The organism is Pseudomonas sp. B12(2026) (genome assembly GCF_057767015.1).
Window position 1 is genome coordinate 3,490,508 of the sequence record NZ_CM173430.1, and the last position, 22,292, is coordinate 3,512,799.

General features: G+C 68.3%; 21 protein-coding genes. 8 read left to right on the plus strand and 13 right to left on the minus strand.

Translation table 11 applies throughout. The annotated features are described in order from the left end of the window. Nucleotides 1–227: 227 nt before the first annotated feature. The 8 genes from AC3B6A_RS16250 to AC3B6A_RS16285 all read left to right on the plus strand — a co-directional run bounded on the left by AC3B6A_RS16250 (nucleotide 228) and on the right by AC3B6A_RS16285 (nucleotide 8,439). Nucleotides 228–746, plus strand: a complete 519-nt coding sequence (locus AC3B6A_RS16250) for a GspH/FimT family pseudopilin (RefSeq protein ID WP_488398237.1) — start codon at nucleotides 228–230, stop codon at nucleotides 744–746. Then, nucleotides 743–1,333 carry a type IV pilus modification protein PilV gene (gene pilV / locus AC3B6A_RS16255; protein ID WP_488398238.1) on the plus strand — a complete coding sequence of 197 codons (591 nt, stop codon included), beginning with the start codon at nucleotides 743–745 and terminating at the stop codon, nucleotides 1,331–1,333. The genes AC3B6A_RS16250 and pilV overlap by 4 nt, the downstream gene beginning before the upstream one ends. Further along, nucleotides 1,330–2,046, plus strand: a complete 717-nt coding sequence (locus AC3B6A_RS16260) for a PilW family protein (RefSeq protein ID WP_488398239.1) — start codon at nucleotides 1,330–1,332, stop codon at nucleotides 2,044–2,046. Before pilV ends, AC3B6A_RS16260 begins: the two co-directional genes overlap by 4 nt. Then, nucleotides 2,043–2,615: a hypothetical protein gene (locus AC3B6A_RS16265; RefSeq protein ID WP_488398240.1), complete on the plus strand. Its 573-nt coding sequence runs from the start codon at nucleotides 2,043–2,045 to the stop codon at nucleotides 2,613–2,615. The genes AC3B6A_RS16260 and AC3B6A_RS16265 overlap by 4 nt, the downstream gene beginning before the upstream one ends. Next, a complete protein-coding gene (locus tag AC3B6A_RS16270; RefSeq protein WP_488398241.1) occupies nucleotides 2,602–6,090 on the plus strand; it encodes a pilus assembly protein in 3,489 nt (1,162 codons plus the stop codon). Before AC3B6A_RS16265 ends, AC3B6A_RS16270 begins: the two co-directional genes overlap by 14 nt. Next, entirely contained in the window at nucleotides 6,087–6,539 is a 453-nt protein-coding gene (locus AC3B6A_RS16275; RefSeq protein WP_488398242.1) for a type IV pilin protein, read from the plus strand. The genes AC3B6A_RS16270 and AC3B6A_RS16275 overlap by 4 nt, the downstream gene beginning before the upstream one ends. 174 nt (nucleotides 6,540–6,713) lie before the next feature. Next, nucleotides 6,714–7,655: a LysR family transcriptional regulator gene (locus tag AC3B6A_RS16280; protein ID WP_488398243.1), complete on the plus strand. Its 942-nt coding sequence runs from the start codon at nucleotides 6,714–6,716 to the stop codon at nucleotides 7,653–7,655. A 130-nt stretch (nucleotides 7,656–7,785) separates the two neighbouring features. After that, a complete protein-coding gene (locus AC3B6A_RS16285) occupies nucleotides 7,786–8,439 on the plus strand; it encodes a hydrolase (RefSeq protein WP_488398244.1) in 654 nt (217 codons plus the stop codon). Between the two features lie 135 nt (nucleotides 8,440–8,574). On the opposite strand, the gene AC3B6A_RS16290 is transcribed toward AC3B6A_RS16285, so the two are convergent. From AC3B6A_RS16290 to AC3B6A_RS16350, 13 genes are all read right to left on the minus strand, one after another. After that, entirely contained in the window at nucleotides 8,575–9,495 is a 921-nt protein-coding gene (locus AC3B6A_RS16290) for a hypothetical protein (protein WP_488398245.1), read from the minus strand. A gap of 33 nt (nucleotides 9,496–9,528) precedes the next feature. Next, nucleotides 9,529–9,957 (minus strand): lipocalin-like domain-containing protein, encoded by a 429-nt coding sequence (locus AC3B6A_RS16295; RefSeq protein WP_488398246.1) that lies wholly within the window; start codon nucleotides 9,955–9,957, stop codon nucleotides 9,529–9,531. Further along, complete coding sequence (locus AC3B6A_RS16300; RefSeq protein WP_488398247.1) at nucleotides 9,954–10,802, minus strand: alpha/beta fold hydrolase; 849 nt, start codon at nucleotides 10,800–10,802, stop codon at nucleotides 9,954–9,956. The genes AC3B6A_RS16295 and AC3B6A_RS16300 overlap by 4 nt, the downstream gene beginning before the upstream one ends. After that, nucleotides 10,799–11,758: a VOC family protein gene (locus tag AC3B6A_RS16305; RefSeq protein ID WP_488398248.1), complete on the minus strand. Its 960-nt coding sequence runs from the start codon at nucleotides 11,756–11,758 to the stop codon at nucleotides 10,799–10,801. The genes AC3B6A_RS16300 and AC3B6A_RS16305 overlap by 4 nt, the downstream gene beginning before the upstream one ends. Nucleotides 11,759–11,774: 16 nt before the next feature. Continuing rightward, nucleotides 11,775–12,533, minus strand: a complete 759-nt coding sequence (locus AC3B6A_RS16310; protein WP_488398249.1) for an SDR family NAD(P)-dependent oxidoreductase — start codon at nucleotides 12,531–12,533, stop codon at nucleotides 11,775–11,777. A gap of 46 nt (nucleotides 12,534–12,579) precedes the next feature. Beyond that, nucleotides 12,580–14,040 (minus strand): indoleacetamide hydrolase, encoded by a 1,461-nt coding sequence (iaaH, locus tag AC3B6A_RS16315; RefSeq protein ID WP_488398250.1) that lies wholly within the window; start codon nucleotides 14,038–14,040, stop codon nucleotides 12,580–12,582. Continuing rightward, nucleotides 14,037–14,798 carry an aspartate/glutamate racemase family protein gene (locus tag AC3B6A_RS16320; protein ID WP_488398251.1) on the minus strand — a complete coding sequence of 254 codons (762 nt, stop codon included), beginning with the start codon at nucleotides 14,796–14,798 and terminating at the stop codon, nucleotides 14,037–14,039. Before AC3B6A_RS16320 ends, iaaH begins: the two co-directional genes overlap by 4 nt. A gap of 16 nt (nucleotides 14,799–14,814) precedes the next feature. After that, a complete protein-coding gene (locus AC3B6A_RS16325) occupies nucleotides 14,815–16,140 on the minus strand; it encodes a M20 family metallopeptidase (RefSeq protein WP_488398252.1) in 1,326 nt (441 codons plus the stop codon). A gap of 10 nt (nucleotides 16,141–16,150) precedes the next feature. Further along, nucleotides 16,151–17,179: an FAD-binding oxidoreductase gene (locus AC3B6A_RS16330; RefSeq protein WP_488398253.1), complete on the minus strand. Its 1,029-nt coding sequence runs from the start codon at nucleotides 17,177–17,179 to the stop codon at nucleotides 16,151–16,153. 285 nt (nucleotides 17,180–17,464) lie between these two features. After that, nucleotides 17,465–18,865 (minus strand): amidase, encoded by a 1,401-nt coding sequence (locus AC3B6A_RS16335; RefSeq protein WP_488398254.1) that lies wholly within the window; start codon nucleotides 18,863–18,865, stop codon nucleotides 17,465–17,467. Further along, nucleotides 18,862–19,725 carry an alpha/beta fold hydrolase gene (locus AC3B6A_RS16340; protein WP_488398255.1) on the minus strand — a complete coding sequence of 288 codons (864 nt, stop codon included), beginning with the start codon at nucleotides 19,723–19,725 and terminating at the stop codon, nucleotides 18,862–18,864. The genes AC3B6A_RS16335 and AC3B6A_RS16340 overlap by 4 nt, the downstream gene beginning before the upstream one ends. 58 nt (nucleotides 19,726–19,783) lie before the next feature. Further along, nucleotides 19,784–21,118 (minus strand): aromatic ring-hydroxylating dioxygenase subunit alpha, encoded by a 1,335-nt coding sequence (locus AC3B6A_RS16345; RefSeq protein WP_488398256.1) that lies wholly within the window; start codon nucleotides 21,116–21,118, stop codon nucleotides 19,784–19,786. Between the two features lie 155 nt (nucleotides 21,119–21,273). After that, a complete protein-coding gene (locus tag AC3B6A_RS16350; protein WP_488398257.1) occupies nucleotides 21,274–22,281 on the minus strand; it encodes an AraC family transcriptional regulator in 1,008 nt (335 codons plus the stop codon). Nucleotides 22,282–22,292: the final 11 nt, after the last annotated feature.

A 22,292-nucleotide genomic window follows, 5' to 3' on the forward strand; every position in this document is an offset into this window, starting at 1 on the left:
GCGCTGTCCAGCTGGATGGTCTCGCGTGCCTGAAGGACGCCCCGGGGACACTCCTGTGCGCCTCTAGGACATTTCTTACCGACTCTAGGACTTGTCTTATTTTCCGGGTGCAGCGCGAGCCGTAGATTTCCGCCGCCAATGCATAAGCAAAGACGCGCGCCTCTATGTACGACTCCTCACGGCATCTTGCCTGCAAACCTTCAGCCGTCGCCCGCCACCGAAGAGGAATGAGCCCGAGCGGTTTCACCCTGGTCGAGATGCTGGTCGCCATCGCCATCCTGGCGATCATCCTCGCGATGGCCGTACCGTCCTTCGAATACCTGATCGCTCGCAATCGCCTGCAAACAGCCAGCAAGCACCTGATCGGCCTGCTGCAGTACGCACAGGCAGAGGCTCTGATCAGGAATAGCGCTACATCTATCACCCCTATTGGTTTAGATGGCAGTTGGGGCAGCGACACGGCCGACTGGAACTCCCCGTTGCAGGTGAGTATGGGGACGGGACGAGTCCTCCAACGCCGCATCGATGACTCCGGCACGGTATCGATCAGTAGCGTTGAACGGGGTCCGTGGAAGATCTCATGGCTGGCGTTCGATCTTTCTGGTGCCGTAAGGAGCGGTATCGAGGCCGGGTATTGGAAGGAGGCCTTTGATGGCCCAATAATATTCGTCCTGAAGTCCGGCTCGTACACCCAAAGCGTCTGCCTGCAACGCAGCGGTGCAATGGAATTTGGAGACTGCGAATGAGCCCGCGCCGTCTTCCCTCCCAACGGGGTTTCTACCTCATCGAAGTCCTGGTCGCCGTGCTGCTCACCAGCCTGTCTCTGCTCGGCATACTCGCCCTGCAAACCCGCAGCATCGCCTACGGCCATGACAGCCAACAGCGGCAGAACGCCATTCAGCTCGTCGCCGACCTCGCCCGTGGGATGCAGGCCAATCGAGAAGCCTGGGCCCGCAACGGCCGCCTGCAGAGCGGTTCGGTTTACCTCGTTGCCGCAGGCAGCTCGTTTCCTACACCCGCCAGCGGGCAGAACTGTGACACCCACGGGCTGAGCGTGACCGACAGGGCCTCGCGGGAACTGGCCTGCTGGGTCGCCGAGGTAAAACGCACACTGGACACCGACGACACCCTGCTCACGAACGACAGCTACATCTGCGCCACCAGTAACGGCAGGACCTGTGCTACCAACGCCTCGGTCCCCATGGTGCTGGTCCAGCTGGCATGGCACAGCCGCAACTGCCGGACCGGCAGTCCCACCGGTGCTGATGCCGCCTGCCTCTCGGCCGATGACAGCGGCGGCGTGGAGCGCTACCGCGCGAGCCTCCAGCCATGACGAACTTCCCCCGAAACAGTCCCCAGGCCGGGTTCTCCCTGATCGAACTGATGGTGGGCATCGCCCTGGGCCTGATGGTGCTCTTCGGCGTCCTGCAAATCTACCTGTCCAACAGCAACCACGCCGCCTTCAACTACGCGCAACAGCAGAACCAGCACAATGCCCGCCTGATCTTCGGCCTGCTGGAGGTGGCAACGAGCTATGCCGGTTACGTCGGCGTGGATACCGGGCCCGCATTCATGTGCACCAAGGACTCCTGGGGCAGCTGTCTGAGGACTGACACTGAAAGCATACGCATCGATCGGGATATCCCCGCGCAGACCGATCAATCCACCGGCTGTGTCTTCGCCGCGGATGAGGTGGTCGTGGTCGATAACGACGGCAAGGGACTTTGCGTGCGCCGCGGGAATAATGGGAGCGGGAGCGACCATCTGTATCTGTCCGGTCGCCAACTGATGCTCACCGCGGGCAACGGGACTATTACGTTCGCGGGAATGAGTGGCGCCCCTGTCGCAGACGGCATCTTCGACCTGCGCTTCGAGCAAACCGCCGCCAACCGTATCCGCGTCGGTCTGGTGCTCAGTTCTGAGCGCCCGCTGCTGCCGGCCAACTGCACCTACCAGGACCCGCTCACCGGCTCGGACAAGAGCACCGGCAATCGCGGGCTCTGCGCGGCCTTCAGTCAGACCCTCTACCTGAGGAACATTCCGTGAATCGAACTCGTCCACGGCAAACCGGCAGCACCCTGCTGATCGCCCTGATCCTGCTGCTCGGCATGACCATCCTCACCCTCGGCGCCCTGCGCAACGGCATGTTGCTGGACCACTCCCTGGCGGACAGCCGCGACTACCAGGCCGCCCAGGCCGGGGCCACCTCGGCGATCGAGGAGGCGTACTACCGCGCCACGCAGGCGCCGTCGCTGGTGGTGAGTAATGACAGCACCTGTGCCAGCTCGGATCAGCAGGAGCAACAGGTCGATTTCTGCGACCAGCTCTGGTGGATGCCGGGGGTAGGAGGTGGCGGCGAGCCCCCCCAGGAAAAGCTAATGACCACGTCACGGACCTACAAGAGCAACGACGTTGCCGCGCCCGGCCAGTTGTCCGAACTGAGCCGCGCGCCACGCTGGTACATCGCGGCTCAATGCGAAAGCCGCTCCTCTTCCGGTATGGCGGACTGCCTGCGGGACACGGGCACCTTCCTGTTGCAGATGAACGCCATTTCCACCGGGATCACCGACGAGGCAGTGATCGGCCTACAGGAGTACGCCCGTGTGCAACGCTGACCGTCCCTTGCTGTTCTGTCGCGTTGCCACGGCGCTGTTCTGTCGCATCGCCGTGGCGACTGCCCTGCTGACCGTCGCCGGGAAACTCCTGGCGGCGACCCCGAGCCAGGCCCCGCTGTTCCTCGTCGAGGGCGTTTCGCCCAATTTGATCGTAACGCTGGACGACTCCGCCAGCATGGATTACCCCTACATACCCGATGGCATGTTCAAGACCACCGACCCTGCCGCGTCCAGTGCCTACAACCCGCTCTACTACAACCCGGCCATCACCTACGAAGCCCCCTGGAAGGTGACCTTCGAAGGCGGCCAACTGGTCAGCCAGCGATTCACCACCCGGTTCGACAAGGCCTACGTCGACGGTTTCCAGCCCAACACGAGTTATACGTTCGACCTGCGGGTCAAGACCGGCGACGGTTTTACGGATAGCGGCCTCGGCACCAAGGAGGTCGCCGCCGGTGCCTTCGGCCACTACACCCAGTTCGATGCCAACTGTCCCCATCCCCAAAACATCGCCGCACCACCCTTGAGCGCCGTACAGAACTGCGCACAGGATTACCTGAGCGAGGGCGGCCGCCGCAGTTGCATGAGCACCTGCTTCACGCAGCGCTGGGTCACCAGCGACACCGAGAAGCAGAACTACGCCAACTGGTTCTCCTTCTACCGTACCCGCCTGCTCGCGACGCGCAGCGCGGCCAACCTGGCGCTGTTCAACCTGCCGGAGGACATTCGGGTGACCTGGCAGGCGCTCAACAACTGCACCAGCGCTGACTTCAACGACAGCACCTGCAAGCAGACCCTGGCGCCGTTCGCCGACCAGCACAAGGCCGACTTCTACACCTTCGTCAACGGCCTCAAGACCGACCCTCGTGGCACGCTACTGAATGCGGCGCAGAAGCGGGTCAACAACTACCTGCGCAGCCAATCCGCCTACAACCCCTACGCGCGCGTCCCCGGCGCCACTCGCGACACGAAGACCGAATACGCCTGCCGGCCGACCTACCACCTGCTGATGACCGACGGCATCGCCACGGATACGGATACCAACGGCGTCAGCAATACCGATGGCACCAAGGGCACGATGCTTCCCGACAAGACGCTCTACACCGCCAAGGAGCCCTATTTCGATAGCTGGTACACCCTGGCCGATGTCATGTTCAAGGGCTGGGCCGACGACGCGCGCGACGATCTGCCGAACAAGGTCCCGCCGCGTTACCGCGAAGGCAAGGACTACTGGAACCCGAAGAACGACCCCGCCACCTGGCAGCATGTGAGCACCTACACGGTGGGCCTGGGGCTCGGATCGACATTCAATTACCTGACCTGGGGCGGCGATACCTACTCGGGCTCCTATGCGCAACTGCTCGACGGCACCAAGAGCTGGCCAGCCCTCGATGGCAAGCTCCCGTCCGGACCGCCCACCAGCGCCGCCGAAGGCAATGTCGCCGTGCTCTGGCACGGAGCACTCAACTCACGGGGCGAGTTCTTCAGTGCCGACTCCACCACCGGGCTGGTGTCGGCCTTCCAGTCGATCGTCAACGGTATCTCCAGCAGCCAGCAGGCCGTGGCGGCGGCCGGCGCCAGCTCCACCAGCCTCAGTACCGATACCCACCTGTACCGGGGCAGCTACGATCCCTCGGACTGGAGCGGCGATCTCATCCAGTACGAGTTGGACAGCCAGGGCAGTGCCCAGCAAAACACCGGGCTGTCGTTCCGCGACAAGCTGGACCGTCGCTCGGCCGGCAGCCGGACGATCTACACCAATACCCGCCCGGGGCAGTCCAGTGGCCAATTGCAGCCCTTCACCTGGGCCAACCTCGACACAAAACAACAGGCGATGCTGAACCGCGCGCCGGGTGCCTCGGCCGGTGATGGCCTGGGCTCTGCGCGTGTCGACTGGCTACGTGGTGATCGCAGCCAGGAGGGCACGACGTTCCGAACCCGCAAGCACCTGCTCGGCGACATCATCTATTCCTCACCGGTAGTGGTCGGTCCCCCGGACGGTGTCAGCTACTACATGGACAAGGGGGCCAGCGCTTCAGGCTACGAGGCGTTCAAGAAGCAACACGCCGACCGGGAGAAACGCATCTACGTCGGCGCCAACGACGGCATGCTGCACGCCTTCGACGAACAGGGAAACGAGAAGTGGGCGTTCATCCCGGCGTCGGTGATTGATCACCTGAACTACCTTCCCTCGCCCCTCTACGCGGCGCAGTCGAAAGCGGAAAACACCAACAGCCTGCACCGCTTCTTCGTCGACGGCACGGCCGTCATCCGCGACGCTTATTTCAATGGCGCCTGGCACACCGTACTGGTCATGGCCCCCGGCCGTGGCGGGAAGGGGCTGTTTGCCCTGGACATCACGGATCCGGATAGCCCCGACCTGCTCTGGGAGTACCTGGAGAGCTATACCGACCGGTACCTCAATACCCTTGAGTTCGGCAACATTCTTGATCGACCGGTGATCGCTACTGGAACAGACTCACGTGCCTCTGGTCCCACTTCAAAGGTCTACACCACCACGGGATACGGGGTTTCCGACAGCATGTTCATTGATTTGGACCTGGGGTCGGGGGAGTGGGCGGGCTGGACCCGAGGCGGAGGCCGCGGTCATGGGGAATTGGGCGGACCGGTTGCCTGGTTCAATTATCTTTCCCCGGGAGCGACTGCTGACAATTACTTCTACTACAGCGGTCTTTCGGGGAAGGTCTACCGTTACCTTGGCGACGGCGGGGCCGGTGCGGAGTATGGGACCAATGGGGAGTTTCTCCTGTCGAGCATCGCCGAAACACGCGGGCAACCCGTCAGCGCAGTCGCCGAAGTCACCGGTCATCCACGCGGCGGTCAACTGGTGATCGTGGGAACGGGCAAATTCTTCGAGGCCAGCGACAAGGAACCCGGCGGCACCGCCCAGTCCCTCTACGGGTTGTGGGACCAGACCGACTATCTGACAGATCTCTCCTGGCGTGACGTTGGATCGCCAACAACCTTGAACAGCCTCAGCGATCTGCAACAGCAGACACTGACCGAGAGCGAGGGAGTCAGGCAACTCAGCAGCAACCGGGTGGCCTGGGACAACAGCGGCAGGAGGGGCGCCGGCATCCGCGGCTGGTACCTCGACCTGCCGGAGGGCGAGATGATCGTCGACCAGCCCTTCATGCTGGGTGACGTGCTCTTCGTCACCGTTATCCACCCCAACGAAGACCCCTGCAGCGCCGGCATCGACTATTGGTTGCTGGCGATAGACCCGAAGACCGGCGGCGCGCTGAAGTTCAATGTCTTCGACCTGGCCGGCGACGGCTCCTTCAGCGAGGCTGCCAGCGGCATCCCGATCGACGGCCCGGTGACCCGCATCGGCGACAACCTCTATACCCCGAGCGGAAAGAAAATCCCGGTACGGTTGTTCGACCCGAAGAACCAGGGCCGCTTCAACTGGAAGATTATAGGCGGCAGCGGCCTGCTGCCGGATTACCCATGAGCCTCCAGACTGCCGCCCCCCGGCGCCACGTGCGTGGCTTCACGCTGGTCGAGCTGATGGTGGTGATCGCCATCATCGCCCTGCTGGCCAGCATCGCCGTGCCCAGCTACCGCCAGTACGTGCTGCGCGCCAACCGCAGCGATGCCCAGATACTCCTGCGCGATGCCGCCGCCCTGCAGGAGCGCTACCTCGCGCAATACAGCATCTACACCGACAACCCAGCCATGCTCGCCTTCAGCTACCCGCAGGACGCCGACGGCAAACGCTATTCGCCGCACAAGTTCTACGAATTGCAGATCGAGTACGTCTACGGAGAGTTCCACGGCTACGTGATGACCGCCGTGCGCCGGGGAGCCCAGGCGAACGACAGCGAGTGCGGCGACTTAACCCTCGACAATGAAGGAACTCGGGGCGTCACCGCCGGCAGCGTGGAAACCTGCTGGCGCTGAGACAGGCAGCGCCGCCATGCACTCAAACGCTCGCTACGTCGCCCCGGACCTGCCTTTAGACATGGCTAACCGCCTCCCGTCGCCCAGGTGACGCCGGGGTCGGTGGTGATCCCCAGGGCCTTTTGCTGCTACCTTCCGGGTCCCCGGCCCGCGAAGAGTCCTCCGAGAAGCCCCATGACCGATCCCCTGCACAAGCTTTCCTGGGACGACCTGCGCATCGTCAAGGCCATCGGCGAGGGTGGCAGCCTGGTCGCCGCGGCTGCCGCGCTGGGGCTGAACCATTCAACCGTCTCGCGGCGCCTGGCGGCCCTGGAAGGCACCCTCGGCGTGGCCCTCTTCGACCGTCGCCGCAACGGCTACGCCCCCACCGCCGCCGGCGCCGAGCTGGTCGAACTGGGCGCGCGCCTGGAGCAGGACATCCTCAGCGCGGCGCGGCGGGTGTCGAGCCATGCCCAGGGGCACAAGGGCGACCTGCGCGTCACCACCAGCGATGCCCTGCTGCTGGACTTCCTCACCCCCATCATCGCCGGCTTCCAGGCGGCCAACCCGGAAATCCGCATCGAGGTACTGGTGAGCAACCAGCCGCTGAACCTGGCCCGCGGCGAGTCGGACATCGCCTTCCGCGCCACCCTGGTGCCGCCGGAGAACCTGTTCGGGCGCAAGGTGGCGACCGTGGCCTGGGCCATCTATGGGCGCCGCGTCGACCATGTCGGCCAGTCGCCCGCCCTCGACGAACTCTGGCAGCGCCAATGGGTGTCCTACGGCCGCGGCCTGGCCGGCCTGCGCGCGTACGGCTTCGTCGAGCAGCACGTCGCGCCGCAGCGGATCGGCTACCGCAGCGACTCGGTAGCCGGCGTCGCCGCGGCCATCGCCGCCGGCATGGGCATCGGCTTCCTGCCCTGCATACACGGCGACCTGGTGCCCGGCCTGGTGCGCATCAGCCCGGTACAGCCGGAGGTCCGCGACGAACTCTGGGTGCTCACCCACCCGGACATCCGCAAGTCCGGCCGGGTGTACGCCTTCCTGACGCACTGCGCCGAGGCCATCGTCCGCCAGCGCGACTTCATCGAAGGCCGCGAACTGCGCCCCGCCTCCCTCGCCCTGCCCGACCGCTAGCGCCGACGCGATCCGCAATCCTGCGGATTCGGCTCCGCGCAAACGCACACCCATACGCCGCGCCAGGTCCATAGACTCGGCGGAGATCGGCAGCCACCGCCGCCGGCATCCCCCCGAGGAGGACTCCCCCATGAGCATCAAAGCGTCCGCCAAGCCCGCCCGTTCCCTGCTCAGCCCCCACGACCACGCGCTGGTGCTGATCGACCACCAGTCGCAGATGGCCTTCAACACCAAGTCCATCGACATCACCAGCCTGCGCGCCAACACCGCCATCCTGGCCAACGCCGCCAAGGGCTTCGGCGTACCGACCGTCATCTCCACCATCTCCCGGGAAAGCTTCGCCGGCCCGCTGTTCCCCGAGGTCGGCGAAGCCTTCCCCAACGCCGAGATCATCGACCGCACCACGTCCAACGCCTGGGAAGACGAACACTTCATCGCCGCCATCAACGCCACCGACAAGCAGCGCCTGGTGATGTGCGGCCTGTGGACCTCGGTGTGCTGCAACGGCCCGGTGCTCTCGGCGCTGGAACAAGGCTTCGAGGTCTACGTGGTGACCGACGCCTGCGGCGACTGCACCCCCGAGGCCCATGAGCGCGCGGTGCAGCGCATGCTCCAGGCCGGCGCACGGCCGATCACCGCCCTCACCTACCTGCTGGAACTGCAGCGTGACTGGGCGCGGGTGGAGACCTACGACCTCACCACCGGCATCTCGATCAAGTTCGGTGGCGCCTTCGGCATCGGCATCCAGTACGCCAAGACCATGCTCGGCAGCCACCAGGGCTGAGCCCGGCACGCTCGGCGGCGGGCCAGTCCCGCCGCCAACGGGCATAGGGAAGTGCAGCGTGAAAGGCTGTCTGCCGCGCCCTGTTCCACCTGCACCTTCGTCTGTTCGGCCAGCGCAACGATCCCATGGCCGGTATCAGGTCGGCAGGAAATCGAAGTCCGACGACAGGCGGCGGGTGGACCTGATTCGCTCGGCCAATCCTTCCGCCGACCTAACCGCCGAGGCCGCCAGGATGGCGTTGTCCCACGCCTGGCGACCATGCCCGCCGGCCGCGAGCGGGAGCGTCGCGAGGATCACCACGCGCGCGCCGGAGAGGATCACCCGATCGTTGACCTCAAGGCCCGGCAGGTACTGCCGGACCTCGGCGACCATGCTCGCCAGAGAGGCCTCGATGCCTTCCCGGTCCAGGGCCGTGGCGGCCAGGCAGGTGACCGTACAGCACAGCTCGCCGGTGGCGGCGGGAGCGGGATTCAAGCTGAGCGCCACCTTCGCGCTGGCGACCCTGCCCACCTCGACGAGCGCGGCGGCCGCCCCGGCGTCGAACGCGTCGATCATCCCGCCATCCGGCGCAACGGGCGCAGCCAGCGACAGGTTGGCGATGAGCTCGGCATGGACGACTTCCTGCACCCGCGACACGGCGCGGACCAGGGGCGCGCCCAGCTGCAGGATGGCCGGCGCCACCCGCAGATGGCGCGGGTCCTGCACCGCAGCGTTCGGACCATCGAGCGCCGGCACGCTCAGCGGCGCCTCCGCGCTGCCGGTCAGGTCGATGACCAGCACACCCAGCGCGCGGAGCGTGTACATGTCCGCCGACGCTGGGTCGAACGCCTGGGTGGCGAAGGCGATCTTCACGGCGTCGGGGACGACCTGGGGAATCAGCCCGGCGATGCCACGCTCGCTGGTCCTGAGCCCCAACCCCGCCGCCTCCGTCAATCCAGCAGAGGCGTCGCCGACCATCCAGGCCGGCGCCAGCTCGCGGCTGTCGGCGAGCCCGCGGAGCACCTGCATGGCCAGGCTGCCCGTGCCCAGTATCGCGCAGCGGATTCTGTCGCTCATATCGGCTACCTCCTGCGGGTCATCCGGCCCGGCTCAGGCGCGTCGGCGGCGCCAGCTCAGGCGGGCGGTGCGGGCCTCGGGCGTGCCCTCCTCCAGGCGCGCGGTCAGCGCCAGCTCGTCGCCGTCCAGCAGCGCCACGCGGCGCTGGGTCCCGCCCACCCAGTTGGGGAACAGGCTGTGGCGCACGTGGTGGAAGATCTGCCCGTCCTCCACCGCGTAGTCCCCGGCGTAGGTCAGGTAGCTGGCATAGGCCGCGGCCTGTTCGGCCTGGTCGGCGGACCACTGCCCGCCGCTGGCGAAGGGCTCGCGCCCGGCGCGGGCGATCACGCAGAACATGCCGTGCGCGCCGTATTCGATGAAACCCTCAAGCTCGGTGCCCATCGGGTGGACCACCCGGCCGTCGTCGTAGAGTTGCTCCCAGGACAGGATGTCCCAGCGTCCCTGGATGTCTGCCTTGTTCATGAATCGCTCCGTGGTTGTTCGCCGGTGAGGAAGTCGACGAGCAGGCGGGTGAAGGCCTGCGCCCGTTCGATCTGGACCCAATGGCCGCACTCGCCGAACACGTGCAGCTGCGCATGGGGAATCAGCCGCAGCAGGCGCTCGGAAACCTCCAGCGGGATCACCTGGTCGTCGCGGCCGTGGATGATCAGGGTCTGCTGCGGCAGCGCGCGCAGCGCCGCCTCGGGCAGCGCGAGCATGTCCACGCCGCGCTGGCGCGGCGCCGGGAACAGCCGGGCGAAGCGCTCCTGCACGTCGTCGCGGATGCTCGCCTGGTAGCGCATGCGCACCAGGTCGTCGTTGATCAGCCCCTGGTCGTAGGCGAACACGCCCATCAGCTCGCGCATCGCCTGCAGCGACGGCTGGTAGCCCCAGACCTTTTCCAGGCCGGCGCTGATCGGGAAGGAAACGCCCACCGCGCCCATCAGCACCAGCCGCTCGACCCGCTGCGGGTGCTGGTGCGCCAGGGCCAGGGCGATGGCGCCGCCGAAGGAGTTGCCGACCACCGAGACCCTCGGCAGGTCCAGGGCGTCGAGCAGGCCGACCAGCTGGGCGACCCAGGCGTCCTGGTCCAGCGTCATCTGCGCCGGGCAGCGGGTGTAGCCGAAGCCGAGCATGTCCGGGGCGATCACCCGCGCGCGGCGCGACAGTTCGGGGATCACCCCGCGCCAGTTGGCCCAGGCGGTGACGCCGGGGCCGGAGCCGTGGATCAGCAGGACCGGCGCGCCCTGCCCCTGGTCGTGGTAGTTGATGGTGCAGTCGCCAAGCGTCAGCTGCCGGGCGATCTCGGGGGATGCGGTCGCGTTCATTGGAGGGCCTTCGCGGTCTGGGTGGTGGTCACGACCGGGGCGCGCACGCCCGCGGCCGAGAGTTTCTTGAGGATCTGCCGGGCCTGCTCGCGCTTGTCGTCGGGCAGCCAGGTGCGGTCGTGGCCCCACAGGCTCATGCCCTGCAGCTCTTCCACCTGCCAGTCGGGGCCGATGGTGCGGCCGGCCCAGCCGAGCTCGAACATCCAGCCGTCGGGGTTCTTCAGGTAGAAGGAGGTCACGTGGTCGTTGATGTGCCGGCCGAGGGTGACGCCGATGCACTCGGGCTTCTCCAGGGCCAGGTCGTAGGCGCGGCCGAGGTCGTCGAAGTCGTTGTATTCGAGCATCAGGTGGTAGACCTTCGCCGGCCCGCCGGTGTGGGCGATGCCGAGGGTGTGGTGGCGCGGGTTGACGTGCAGGAACTCGACGCGGAACGGCGCGCTGGCGCGGTCGCTGACGCGGAAGCCGAGGACCTCCTTGTACAGCCGGCACATTTCCTCGAAGTGCGCGGTGATCAGCGCGACGTGGCCGATGCCCAGCTCGCCGGTGCGGAAGCCGCCCAGCGGGCGGCCGGGCACGAAGGGCGTGGCGGCATCGGCCAGGCCCCAGGCCACTTCGATGCGCAGGCCGTCCGGGTCGCGGAAGTGCAGCATCCCGGCGACCCCGCGCAATTCCAGCTCCTCGGCCGTGCCCGGCTGCACCGGGTAGCCGGCGGCCTCCAGCGCCCGGCCGACCCGCGCCAGTTCGGCGCCGTCGGCGACCTCGAAGCCCATGCCCATCGAGGGCTCGCCGATGCAGGCCTGCAACAGCAGGCGCTGCACCTTGGCGTCCATGCGCAGGCGGGCGACGGCGCCCGGGCGCAATTCCTCCACCTGCAGGCCGACGTGGCCGCCGGCCATTTCCAGCCAGCTCGCCAGTTGCGGCGTGTGGACGATCACATAGCTCAGTGCGTTGATCATGGCGTGGCTCCTTCGCTCACTGGGCGACCATGCCGCCGTCCACCGAAAGGGTGGCGCCGGTGACGTAGGACGACTGCCCGCCGAGCAGCCAGAGCACGGCGGCGCTGGTCTCGCGCGGGGTGCCGATGCGGTGCATGGGCACCCCGTCGTCGTACAGGTGGTCGTCGCCACCGGTGACGCGGTCGAAGCTGGGGGTCTTGATCGGCCCCGGGCAGATGGCGTTGACGCGGATGCCGCGGGTCGCGTAGTCCAGCGCGGCGGCGCGGGTGGCGCCGACGATGCCGTGCTTGGCGGCGACGTAATAGGCGGTGCGCGGCATGGCCTTGAGGCCGAAGATCGAGGCGTTGTTGACGATGCTGCCGCCACCGCTGCGCAGCATCGCGGCGGCCTCGTACTTCATCATGTAGAGGACGCCCTTGAGGTTGATGTCGACGACCTCGGAGAGGTCCTCCAGCGGCGTTTCATGCAGGTCGTTGAAGGCGCGCTGCAGGCCGGCGTTGTTGAAGGCGCCGTCGAGCCGCCCGAAGCGCTCCAGGGCCAGTTCCACCAGGGCCTCGCAGTCGGCCGGGCGGGCCACGTCGGTCGGCCGGAACACCGCCTGGCCGCCGGCGCCGACGATCTCCTCGACCACCGCCAGGCCGGCCCCGGCGCTGCGATTGCCGAGCACCACGCGGGCCCCGGCCGCGGCCAGGGCCAGGCAGGCGTCGCGGCCCATGCCGCTGCCGCCGCCGGTGACCAGGATCACCTTGTCGCGCAACGAGTTGTCCGTGCTCATGCGCTGCTCCTCTTGTCAGTGGATGGTTGTCAGTGAATGGAATGCTTCACGGCTGCCAGGCCGGGCCGGGGATGCGCCCGAGCAGCGCCTCCAGCGCCAGGCCGACGGCGAGCAGGCGGCGGTCGCTGCCGGCCGGCGCGTCCAGCTCCAGGCCCACCGGCAGGCCAGTGCGCCGGCCCAGCGCGATGGGCAACTGGATGCACGGCAGGCCGGCGCTGGCGGCCGGTTCGGTATTGCGGATCAGCCCCTCGAACTGTTCCGGCTGGTTGACCTCGGGTCCGGCCAGCGGCGCCACGCGGGTGGTGGTCGGGAACACCAGCGCATGCAGGCCGTGCGCCTCGAACAGGTCGTGGTAGCGCTCCTTCAGCGCCTGGCGCCCGCCGTTGCAGGCCGCTGCGTACAGCGGCGCGACGTCCACCAGGCCGTCGGCGCTCGGCAGCCGGCGCGGCAGCACCCACTCGTGGTACAGCGCGCGCACGTCCGGGCTGTGGATCTGGCTCGCCAGCTGCTCGATGTCGATGCCCACGCCCGCCTCGCTCAGGTAGGCGCGCATGTCGTCGTAGGCCTCGTGGATCACCACCGGGAAACCGACCGGCTGGTTCAGCGCCAGCAGCCCGGCGTCGGCGATCTCCACCAGCGTCACGCCGTGGCGGCGCAGGCATTCCAGGGCGGCCTCGGCGGCCTCGCGGGTGTCGTCGTCGAGGCTGCTCCAGAATTCCGCCGGCACCCCCAGGCGCAGCTCGCCGAGGACCACCGCCGGTAGCGCGTGCTCGCCGCTGATCAGCGCATCGAGCAGGGCGACGTCGGCCATGCACAGGGCCATCGGGCCGACGGTGTCGCGGCTGCGCGCGATGGGCACCACGCCGGCCTGCGGATAGCGCCCGGCGCTCGGGCGCAGCGAGGCGCAGCCGTTCAGCGCGCAGGGAATGCGCATCGAGCCGCCGGTGTCGGTGCCCAGCGCCGCCAGCGCCATGCGCGCGCCGAGCGCCGCGGCGCTGCCGGAGGACGAGCCGCCGGCGATGCGCGTGCTGTCGTAGGCGTTGCGCACGCCCACTTCGCCACCGGTGTTGAAGGCGCCGTTGTAGCCAGTGGCGCCGAAGGCCAGCTCGTGCAGGTTGGTCTTGCCCAGGACGATGGCGCCGGCCTCGCGCAGGCGCCGCAGGGCGGTGGCGTCCTCGCCCGGGACGAAGCCGGCGAGCGCCGGGGTGCCCGCTGTGCAGGGCAGCCCGGCGGCGTGGATGTTGTCCTTGACCACGATGGGGATGCCGCTCAGCGGTTTCAGCGGCAGGCCCGCGCGGCGCGCGGCGTCGGCCTCGGCGGCGGCGCGCAGCGCGCCCTCGCCGTCGAGGGTGACGTAGATGTTCAGCTCGCTGCCGTCGTCGGCGCGCTCCAGGCAGGCGCGGACCAGCTCGCTGCTGCTCAGCACGCCGTCGCGGAACGCCGCCTGTGCCTCGGCGATGGTCAGGTCGCCGGCCAGCGGCTGGGTGATGGGCTCGAACGGACTCATGGGCGGGCACTCCCGGTCGGGGCGAGGAAGGCGTGGTCCTGGCACTGCTCGGGGCTCGGGTAGGCGAGCTTGCTGTGGCTCAGGCCGAGGTCGAGCAGCAGCTCGCAGAGCTTGTAGGCGACCACCCCGGGGTTGAGCACCGGCACCGGCAGGTTCCCGGCGAGGAAGGCGTGGGCCTGGTGCATGGTGGTCGAGCCCAGCACCAGCACGTCGGCGCCGTCCTCGCGGATGGCCGCCTGGGCGGCCTCCAGCAGCTTGCCGAACACCACCTCCTCCTTGCCCTGCAGCAGCGCTTCGCTGTCCGGGCGCACGTCGATGCTGCGCATCGACGCCAGCCGCCCCTCCAGGCCGTATTCGCGCACGGCCTTGCGGTACAGCGGGAACCAGCGCGGCCACATGCTCAGCACGCTGAACTTGTGGCCGAGGTTGCAGGCCAGGTGGAAGGCGCTCTGCGCCGGCGCCAGCACCGGGATCGACAGGCGCGAACGCAGCGCAGCGAGGCCGGAATCACTCACCGTGTTGATGCACACGGCAGCGAAGCCCTCCTCCTCCGCGCTGAGGCCCGCGGCGATCACCGCCTGCTCCATCAGCGCCATGTCGTAGTAGCTGTCGGCCAGGCTCAGCACCTGGCCGGCGCCGACGAAGCACACCTCGATGTCCGGACGCAGCAGGTGCGCCGGCAGTTGCGACTCCACCAGCGGCCGGGTCGCTTCGCTCATCGGCACCGGGAAGATCATCTTCACGCGCTTGCGGTTCATGCTCTGCTCCGGGGGCTCAGAGGCCCAGTTCGTGACGCGGGCGGGTCAGGGTGTCGATCAGCGCGTAGAGGATCTTCTTCGCGCAGGGGATCAGGTCGGGCACGTAGGTCGCGCCCATCCCGCCCAGGCCTTCGGCCACCGGCAGCGGCGCGCCCTGCGCCGGCCACGGCCAGCCGATGCGCGCGGTGGGCACGCCGTAGCGGCGCAGCGCGGCGCCGTCGGTCTGCCCGCCGAGGAACTCGGGCTGGCCGTGGGGGCGCTGTTCCAGGTGTTCCCAGCCACGCTTGCAGGACTGCACGATCCAGTTCTGCGGGTCGGTGCTGCCGCCGGGGACCGAGCCGTACATGTCCCACTCCAGCTGCAGTTCCGGGCGCTGCGCCTGCAACTCGCGGACGAACCCGGCGAACTGCGACTTGACCTCCGCCGGGCTGGTGCGCGGGTTGACCCGCACGTCGAAGAAGATTTCCGTGACCGCCGAGGGGAAGGCCGGGCGCTCGACGTCGCCGCCGCGGATGCCGGCGATCCAGCCGTGCGGCTTGACCACGCCGGAGGTGTTGCGCTCGGCGTAGTCGATGATCCATTGCTCCAGCTCCTGCACCACGGTCGCCGCCGGCACCACCGAGCTGCGGAAGCCCGGCGTGCCGCGCGGCACCCCGGCGTAGCCGAGGCTGCCGAACACGCGCAGCTTGAACCAGGCCATGCCCGGCTCCTCGTGGTACACCCAGTTCCAGGGCTTCATGATGATCGCGAAGTCCGGCGCGGCGCCGCGGTTGAGCAGGTGCAGCACGCCGTTGGACATGCCCGCGTGCTGCCGCGCCGAGATGTCCACCGGCATCCCGCCGTCGGCCAGGCCCAGCAGCAGGTCGCCGGTCAGCGGCACCTCGGCCTCGATCAGCGCGGTGGCGACCTCGGTGAGGGTGGCGATCATGCCCTTGGGGTTGGAGGCGCCCAGGCCGAAGACCCAGTCGTCGAGCTGCTGGGCCATGGGCAGCATGTCGGCTTCACCGCCGCCGCCGGTCAGCAGGCGCTCGGCCTCGTCGCACTCCAGGTGGGTGTCGATCGGCGCGTAGAGCATCACGCTGGCGCCGCCACCGCTGCCGCGCAGCTCGCCCAGCACGTTGCCGCTGGTGAAGCCCATGGGCAGGTAGCGCGCCGACATGCCGATGCTGCGCAGGTGCCCGGCCATGAATTCGCTGGCGGCGCGGGCGGAGCCGGTCGGGCTGTGGATGTCGGTGAGTTCGAAGAGCAGCTGTTGCAGGCGGCGCGGATCGATCTTCGCGCAGGCCTGCTCGTACCATTTCATCTGCTCGGCGGAAAAGGGCACGGCGGTGGTGGGTTGCATCGGTGGGTCCTCAATGACTGGCAACGAACTGTTCGGCGAAGATGTTGGCCGGGTTGACGCCCAGCGCGATCAGGCGCGCGGTGGCGGCGTCGATCATCGGCTGCGGGCCGCACAGGTAGGCCACGGTGTCGGGGCTGGTGACGTCGCCCTCGCGCAGGGCGCTGACCGGGCTGCCGTGGTGCAGGCCGTCCTGCGGCTCGTGGTCGACGCAGATGCGCGCCTCAAGGCTCGGCAGCCACTGCCGGCGCAGCTCGATGTCGTCGAGGCAGAACAGCGCGCCGGGATGGGCGCAGCCGAAGCTGAGCAGCATCGGCGGCTTGCGTCCGCCGCCCTGGCGCAGGCTGTCGATCATCGACAGGATCGGCGCCAGCCCGGTGCCGCCGGCGACGAAGATGTGCGGCGCGCGCTTGCTCTCCTCGCGCAGGAAGAACGCCCCGTAGGGACCGCTGAGGCTGAGCACCTGGTCGGGCGCGGCCTGCTCGTCGAGGAAGCTGGACATGGCGCCGCCGGGGAGCAGGCGCACCAGGAATTCGAGTTTCGGCAGCGCCGCGGCAGTGCTCGACGGCGAGTAGCTGCGCACCACGCCGAAGCCGGGCACCTGGATCTGCATGAACTGGCCGGGACGGAACTCCAGCCACTCGCCGTCGGCCAGCTCCAGGGTCAGGCGCACCACGTTGCTGGCGATGCGCTCCACCTTGTCGATGAAGGCGTGCACTTCATGGGCGGCGCTGGAGCCCACCTCGCTGCCGTAGGACACGTCGAAGCTGCAATCGCCCTGCGCCTGGCACAGGCACAGCAGGCGCTGGCCGGCGGCGTATTCGCTGGCCAGCAGGGTCGAGCTGGCGCCCGGGCGGGTGTGCGCCTCGCCGTCGGTGAGCTGGGCGATGCAACTGGAGCAGCTGCCGGAGCGGCACTGGTAGAGCAGCGGAATCTCCGCCTCCAGCGCCGCGTCGAGGATGCTGGTCCCGGCGGCGACATCGAAACTGCGGCTGACGCCATCGGTGAAGTTGACGGTGACGTGGTGCATCTGGTCTTTCATGCGGGTGGCTCCATGGCGTTTGCGGTGGCCGGCCGCGGAGGCGCCGGCCGCGGGCTCCCGGCTGGTGGGATTCCCGCTGACATGGACCGATCTTAGGAAGGCCCCGGAGGACTTCGCGCTCCAATGCGGTACGGGCTTATCCCGCCAGTGCACAAATGCTCGCCGGCCGCAGGCCACGGGCAGCGACCGGCACACTCCCGTGAGCGCAGCGCTTATCCCGGCAGCGCAACCTTGCAGCGAAAAAAAGCCCCCGGCCCGGACGGGCGCGGGGGCTCAACGGAGCACTCAGAAGCCGGGCGGATGCCGGCGATGCCAGTCGCTGGCCTTCTGCAGCGCCATGCCGGCGCGGCACAGCACGCCCTCGGCGCCCTTGCCGGCGATGAACTGGCAGCCGATCGGCAGGCCCTCGGCGGTGAAGCCGCAAGGCAGGCTCAGGCAGGGGTGGCCGCTGACGTTGAACGGCGAGGTGAACTGGATCAGCCGGCGGTTGGCCTCCGGGTCCTGGGCCAGGTCGGCCAGTTGCCCGTGGGTCGGCGCCGCGTAGGGCTGCACCGGCGCGAGCACCAGGTCGAGGTCCTTGAGCAGCGCCTCGAATTCGCCGTTGAAGCGCTGCGCGGCCAGCAGCACGCGCTGGTAGTCCATGCCCGACAGGTCCCGTCCGCCGTCGATCAGGCGGCTCAGCGCGGGGCCGTATTCGGCGGCCCGCGCCGGGTAGGTGCCGGCGTGCGCGACGGCGGTCTGCACGCCGCAATGCACTTCCCAGTTGGCGCTCACCGCGCGGGTGTCGGGCATGCGGATGCGCACCAGCGTGCCGCCGCCCGCCTGGATGAGCGCCATCACCTGCTGCAGCGCCTGCTGGATCGCCGGGTCCACGCCGTCGCTCAGCCACTGCTCGTCGATGCCCACGCGCAGGCCGCGGAAGGATTCGTCGATGCCGGGAATCTCCAGGCACACGCTGGGCAGCGAGGTGGGGTCGCGCGGGTCGTGCCCGGCGATGGTCGACAGCAGGAACAGAGCATCGCGCGCGCTGCGGGTGATCGGCCCGATGTGGTCGAGGCTGGCGGCCAGCTCGAAGCAGCCGTGGCGGCTGACCCGGCCCCAGGTCGGCTTCAGCCCGGTGAGGCCGTTGGCCGCGCAGGGGAAGCGGATCGAGCCGCCGCTGTCGCTGCCCAGCGAGGCGTAGCACAGCCCCGCCGCCGTGGCCACGCCGCAGCCGCTGGACGACGCCCCGGCCCAGTGCCCGGCGTGCCACGGGTTGTTCGGCGGCGTGCAGTCGGGGTGATGGATGGCGAAGGCGCCTTCGGTCATCTGCAGCTTGCCGAGCATCACCGCGCCGGCCTCGCGCAGGCGGGCGACCACGGTGGCGTCCTCGCCGGGCACGAAGCCCTGGTGGATCGGCATGCCCGCCGCGGTCGGCACGCCGGCGGTATGGAACAGGTCCTTGTAGCCCAAGGGAATGCCGTGCAGCGGGCTGCGGTACTCGCCGCGCAGCAGCTCGCGTTCGGCCTGGCGCGCCTGCTCCAGGGCCAGCTCGGGGGTGAGCGTGGCGTAGCTGTGCAGATCGCCGTCGAGGCTGTCGATGCGCGCCAGCATGGCCTCGGTGACGTCCACCGGGGACAGCTTGCGGCTGCGCAGCAGCAGCGACAGTTCGTACATTTCCAGGTAGTGCAACGGGGTGTCGGTCATTGCCGCTCTCCGATGAAGGCCAGCGCCAGGGCGTTGAATTCGTCCGGGCATTCGCTTTGCAGGTGGTGCGCGGCGTTGCCCATGACATGCAGGCGCGCGTCGGCGAACTGGTTGAGCATCAGCATCGGCACGTCGATGCCGCCGAACCAGTCGTGCAGCCCCCAGTGAATCTGCGTCGGCACCTGCACGCGGGCGAACAGCGGCGTCAGGTCCTCCCATTCGCCGAAGGCGCCGGGGGTGCGCAGCAGGTCGATGAACGCCGGGTTGTCGCTGGCCGCGAAGCGCAGGCGCAGGTTCTCGTCGTCGAGGCGGGCGTCGTCGTGCAGTTCGTAGCGGCGGATCAGCGCGGCCATCTTGTCCAGGCTCGGCCCGCCGCCCGCAAGGTAATAGTCCGAGAGGATGCCGGCGGCATGCTTGCTGAACAGCGGCAGCGGCTGCAGGACGCCGCGCGCCACCGGCTGCGAGGCGATCAGCTGCAGGCTGGCGACCCGCCGGGGATGCTCGGCGGCCAGGCGGATCGCCACGCAGCCGCCGAACGACTGGTTGACCAGGTGCGCGCGGCCGATGCCCAGCGCATCCATGAAGCCGAGCAGCTTGCGCGCGTGCCAGCTGAACAGCGGGCCGTCCACCGGCACCATGTCGGAGCCGCCGAACTGCGGCAGGTCGAGGAAGTAGCAGCGATGGCGCGCGGCGAAGGCCGGGGCGCTCAGGCGGAAGTTGCTCCAGCCGGTGCTGCCGGGGCCGCCGCCGTGGGTGAAGATCACCGGCGGGCGGTCATCCGGCCCGGCGACTTCGCGGTAGTGCAAGCGCACGCCATCGACCGCAACGAACCGGCTTTCGCCGGAAGGGATAGGCGACATACAGCCTCCAGAAAGTCGGCGGGCCAGCGTCCGCCGGGGGACGCCGGCCCGGTGGGCATCACTCTTCGATCTGGCGGACCTTGTAGCCCGGACGGTGCCCGTCGGCGGTGTCCTTGAAGATCAGGCTGGTGTTCTTCAGGGCCCCCGCCACGCCACGGCCCGGCTTGGCGATGCCGCGGTTCCAGCGCGAGGCCATCTTGCGCCAGGTGATCGGCGAGACGTCGGTGGCCACCAGTTGCTCGTCGTCCCAGCCGGTGCCGTCGGAGTAGAAGTTCTGCATGGCTTCGCGGGCGTACAGGTCGCAGTCGTTGAAGCCGTGCAGGCACAGCGGCTTGTACATGTAGTCGTAGCGGTACTTGAACTTGGCGCGCTCTTCGTCGGTGTTGCACACGCGCACGAGGATTTCCCAGTATTCGTGGGTGTCGTCGGTGATCGGCACGTACCACTCGTACTGCACCACGTGCTCTTCCGGCCAGTTCTCCACCATCAGCACGCCCGGCAGCACCACCGAGGTGCGGTAGAAGCGGCCGTTGAGGCCGTCGACCTTCAGGCCCAGTTCCTTGTTCTCCAGCACCGGCGCCCACTTGTCGGTGAACAGCCACTGCATCAGGCCCTTCGGACCGTTCTCGTCCTCGACCACGCTGATGCAGTCGTCGCTGGTCGGCAGGATGCCCAGCGGCAGCACCCAGTCCTTGGCGTGGACGATGGCGTTGTCCTTGTGCACCAGGATGTGGGCGTTGTCGAAACCGTTCTCGCAGGCGATCCGCCAGTTGCCGTAGCCGGTGCGGTGCATGCCGTGGACCACGGCGTTGTCGTCGGCGACGCTCGGCGAGGCCGGCCACAGCGGATGCGGGAAGCGCTCGCTGTTTTCCGGGAAGCGGAACGGCAGGTCATCGGTCAGCGGCGGCACGTCTTCGTCGGGGAAGGAGTCCTCGCGGACGAAGACGAAGATCATCCCGTTGATTTCATGCACCGGGTAGGTGGTGATGCCCGTGGTGCCGACCAGCTTGTCGTCCGGGTTGGCGACGATGGTCACCAGGTCGCCTTTTTCCAGGTCGAAGGTGAAGCCGTGGTACCAGCAGGAAATGGTGCTCTTGTTGAAGCACATCGGCTTCTCGGACAACCGCACGCCACGGTGCAGGCACTGGTCCTTGAGGGCGAACACCCTGCCGTTGACCCGGCGCAGCACGATCGGCACGCCGCAGATCTGGATGCCCTGCACCTGGTCCTCGGCCAGCTCGTGGGTGAACAGCGCCGGGTACCAGTGGTTGATGAAGCCCCAGGCCGCGTCTTTATACGGCTGGTACTGACTCTGGGTCTTGGCGTTGTTGGCGCGGGCGTCGCTGATGCCGGTCTTGACCTGGCGGCGGCGGATGATGGGTTGGTCGGACATGTAGGCTCTCCAGGAAGGCTGACGTTGAAGGCACCGCTTGCTGCGGTGCGCTTGTGGCCATCCTAGGAAGCCGGCCGGGGGCTGACGCTCCCGGGACTGAGGGGCTTATCCATCCAGCGCAGAAAATCCTCCGCGCCGGCACCCGGCCCGCGGGTTCAGCGGGCCAGCGTCTCCGACGGGCTTTCGCCGAAGCGGCGCTTGTAGTCGGTGGTGAAGTGGCCGAGGTGGCTGAAGCCCCAGCGATAGGCCACCTCGGTGACGGTGGTGCTGCCGCAACCCTGCCGCGCGAGCTCCTCGTGCACGTTGCGCAGGCGCACTTCCTTCAAGTAGTGCATCGGCGAGGTGTTGCGGTAGCGGCGGAAACCGGTGAACAGCGAGCGGCTGCTGACCCCGGCGTGCTCGGCCATGTCGACGATGGAGATCGGCTCGTGGGCGTGCTCCTCGATGTAGCGCTCCACCCGCTTGACGAAGGACGGCGCGATCACCGGGCCGTCGTCGGCGAGCAGCTCGCCGCTGTAGTTGTGCGGCTGGCAGGCCAGCAGCATGTTGACCAGGTTGCCCTCGAACTGGCTGACCAGCATCGGCGGCAGGTCGCCGTCGTCGGCCGAGAGGCTGTCGTAGATCCAGCCGACCATGCGCATCCAGCGGCGGCCCTGGGGCGTGTCCAGCGGCATCTCCGGCTGGAACTCCACCGGCTTGCCCAGCGAGCGCCCGAGGTGCTGCTGGCAGTGCCGCTCCAGCACGCTGTTGTCGATGCGGATGACCAGCTTCTCGGTGCTGTTGCTGTGGTTGATCACGAAGGGCGAATGGGCGTTGAGGATCGAGCCGGTGGACGGATCGGAGAGCACCCGGCGGGCGCCGAGCTCGATGCGCTCCTGGCCGCGGATCGGCATCTGCACCAGGCTGAAGGTCTCCATGGCGCCGGGGTCGATGCTGATGTCGCCGCCGTAGCTCATGCGGCCGATGCCGATGCCGCCCAGGCGCCGGTAGTAGATGCGGGTGTTGAGCGAGCTGCGGGTGGTATCCAGGCTGCACAGCCGGTTCGCGCAGAAGATCTTCTCGCCCCATTGGCGGGCCTCGTCGAGGTCGCGGGTACGGCAGACCTCGAAGCGCGAGAGGACCACATCCGGCGGCACCGCCGGTGAGAAGTACAGGTTTTCCATGCTGCGACCTC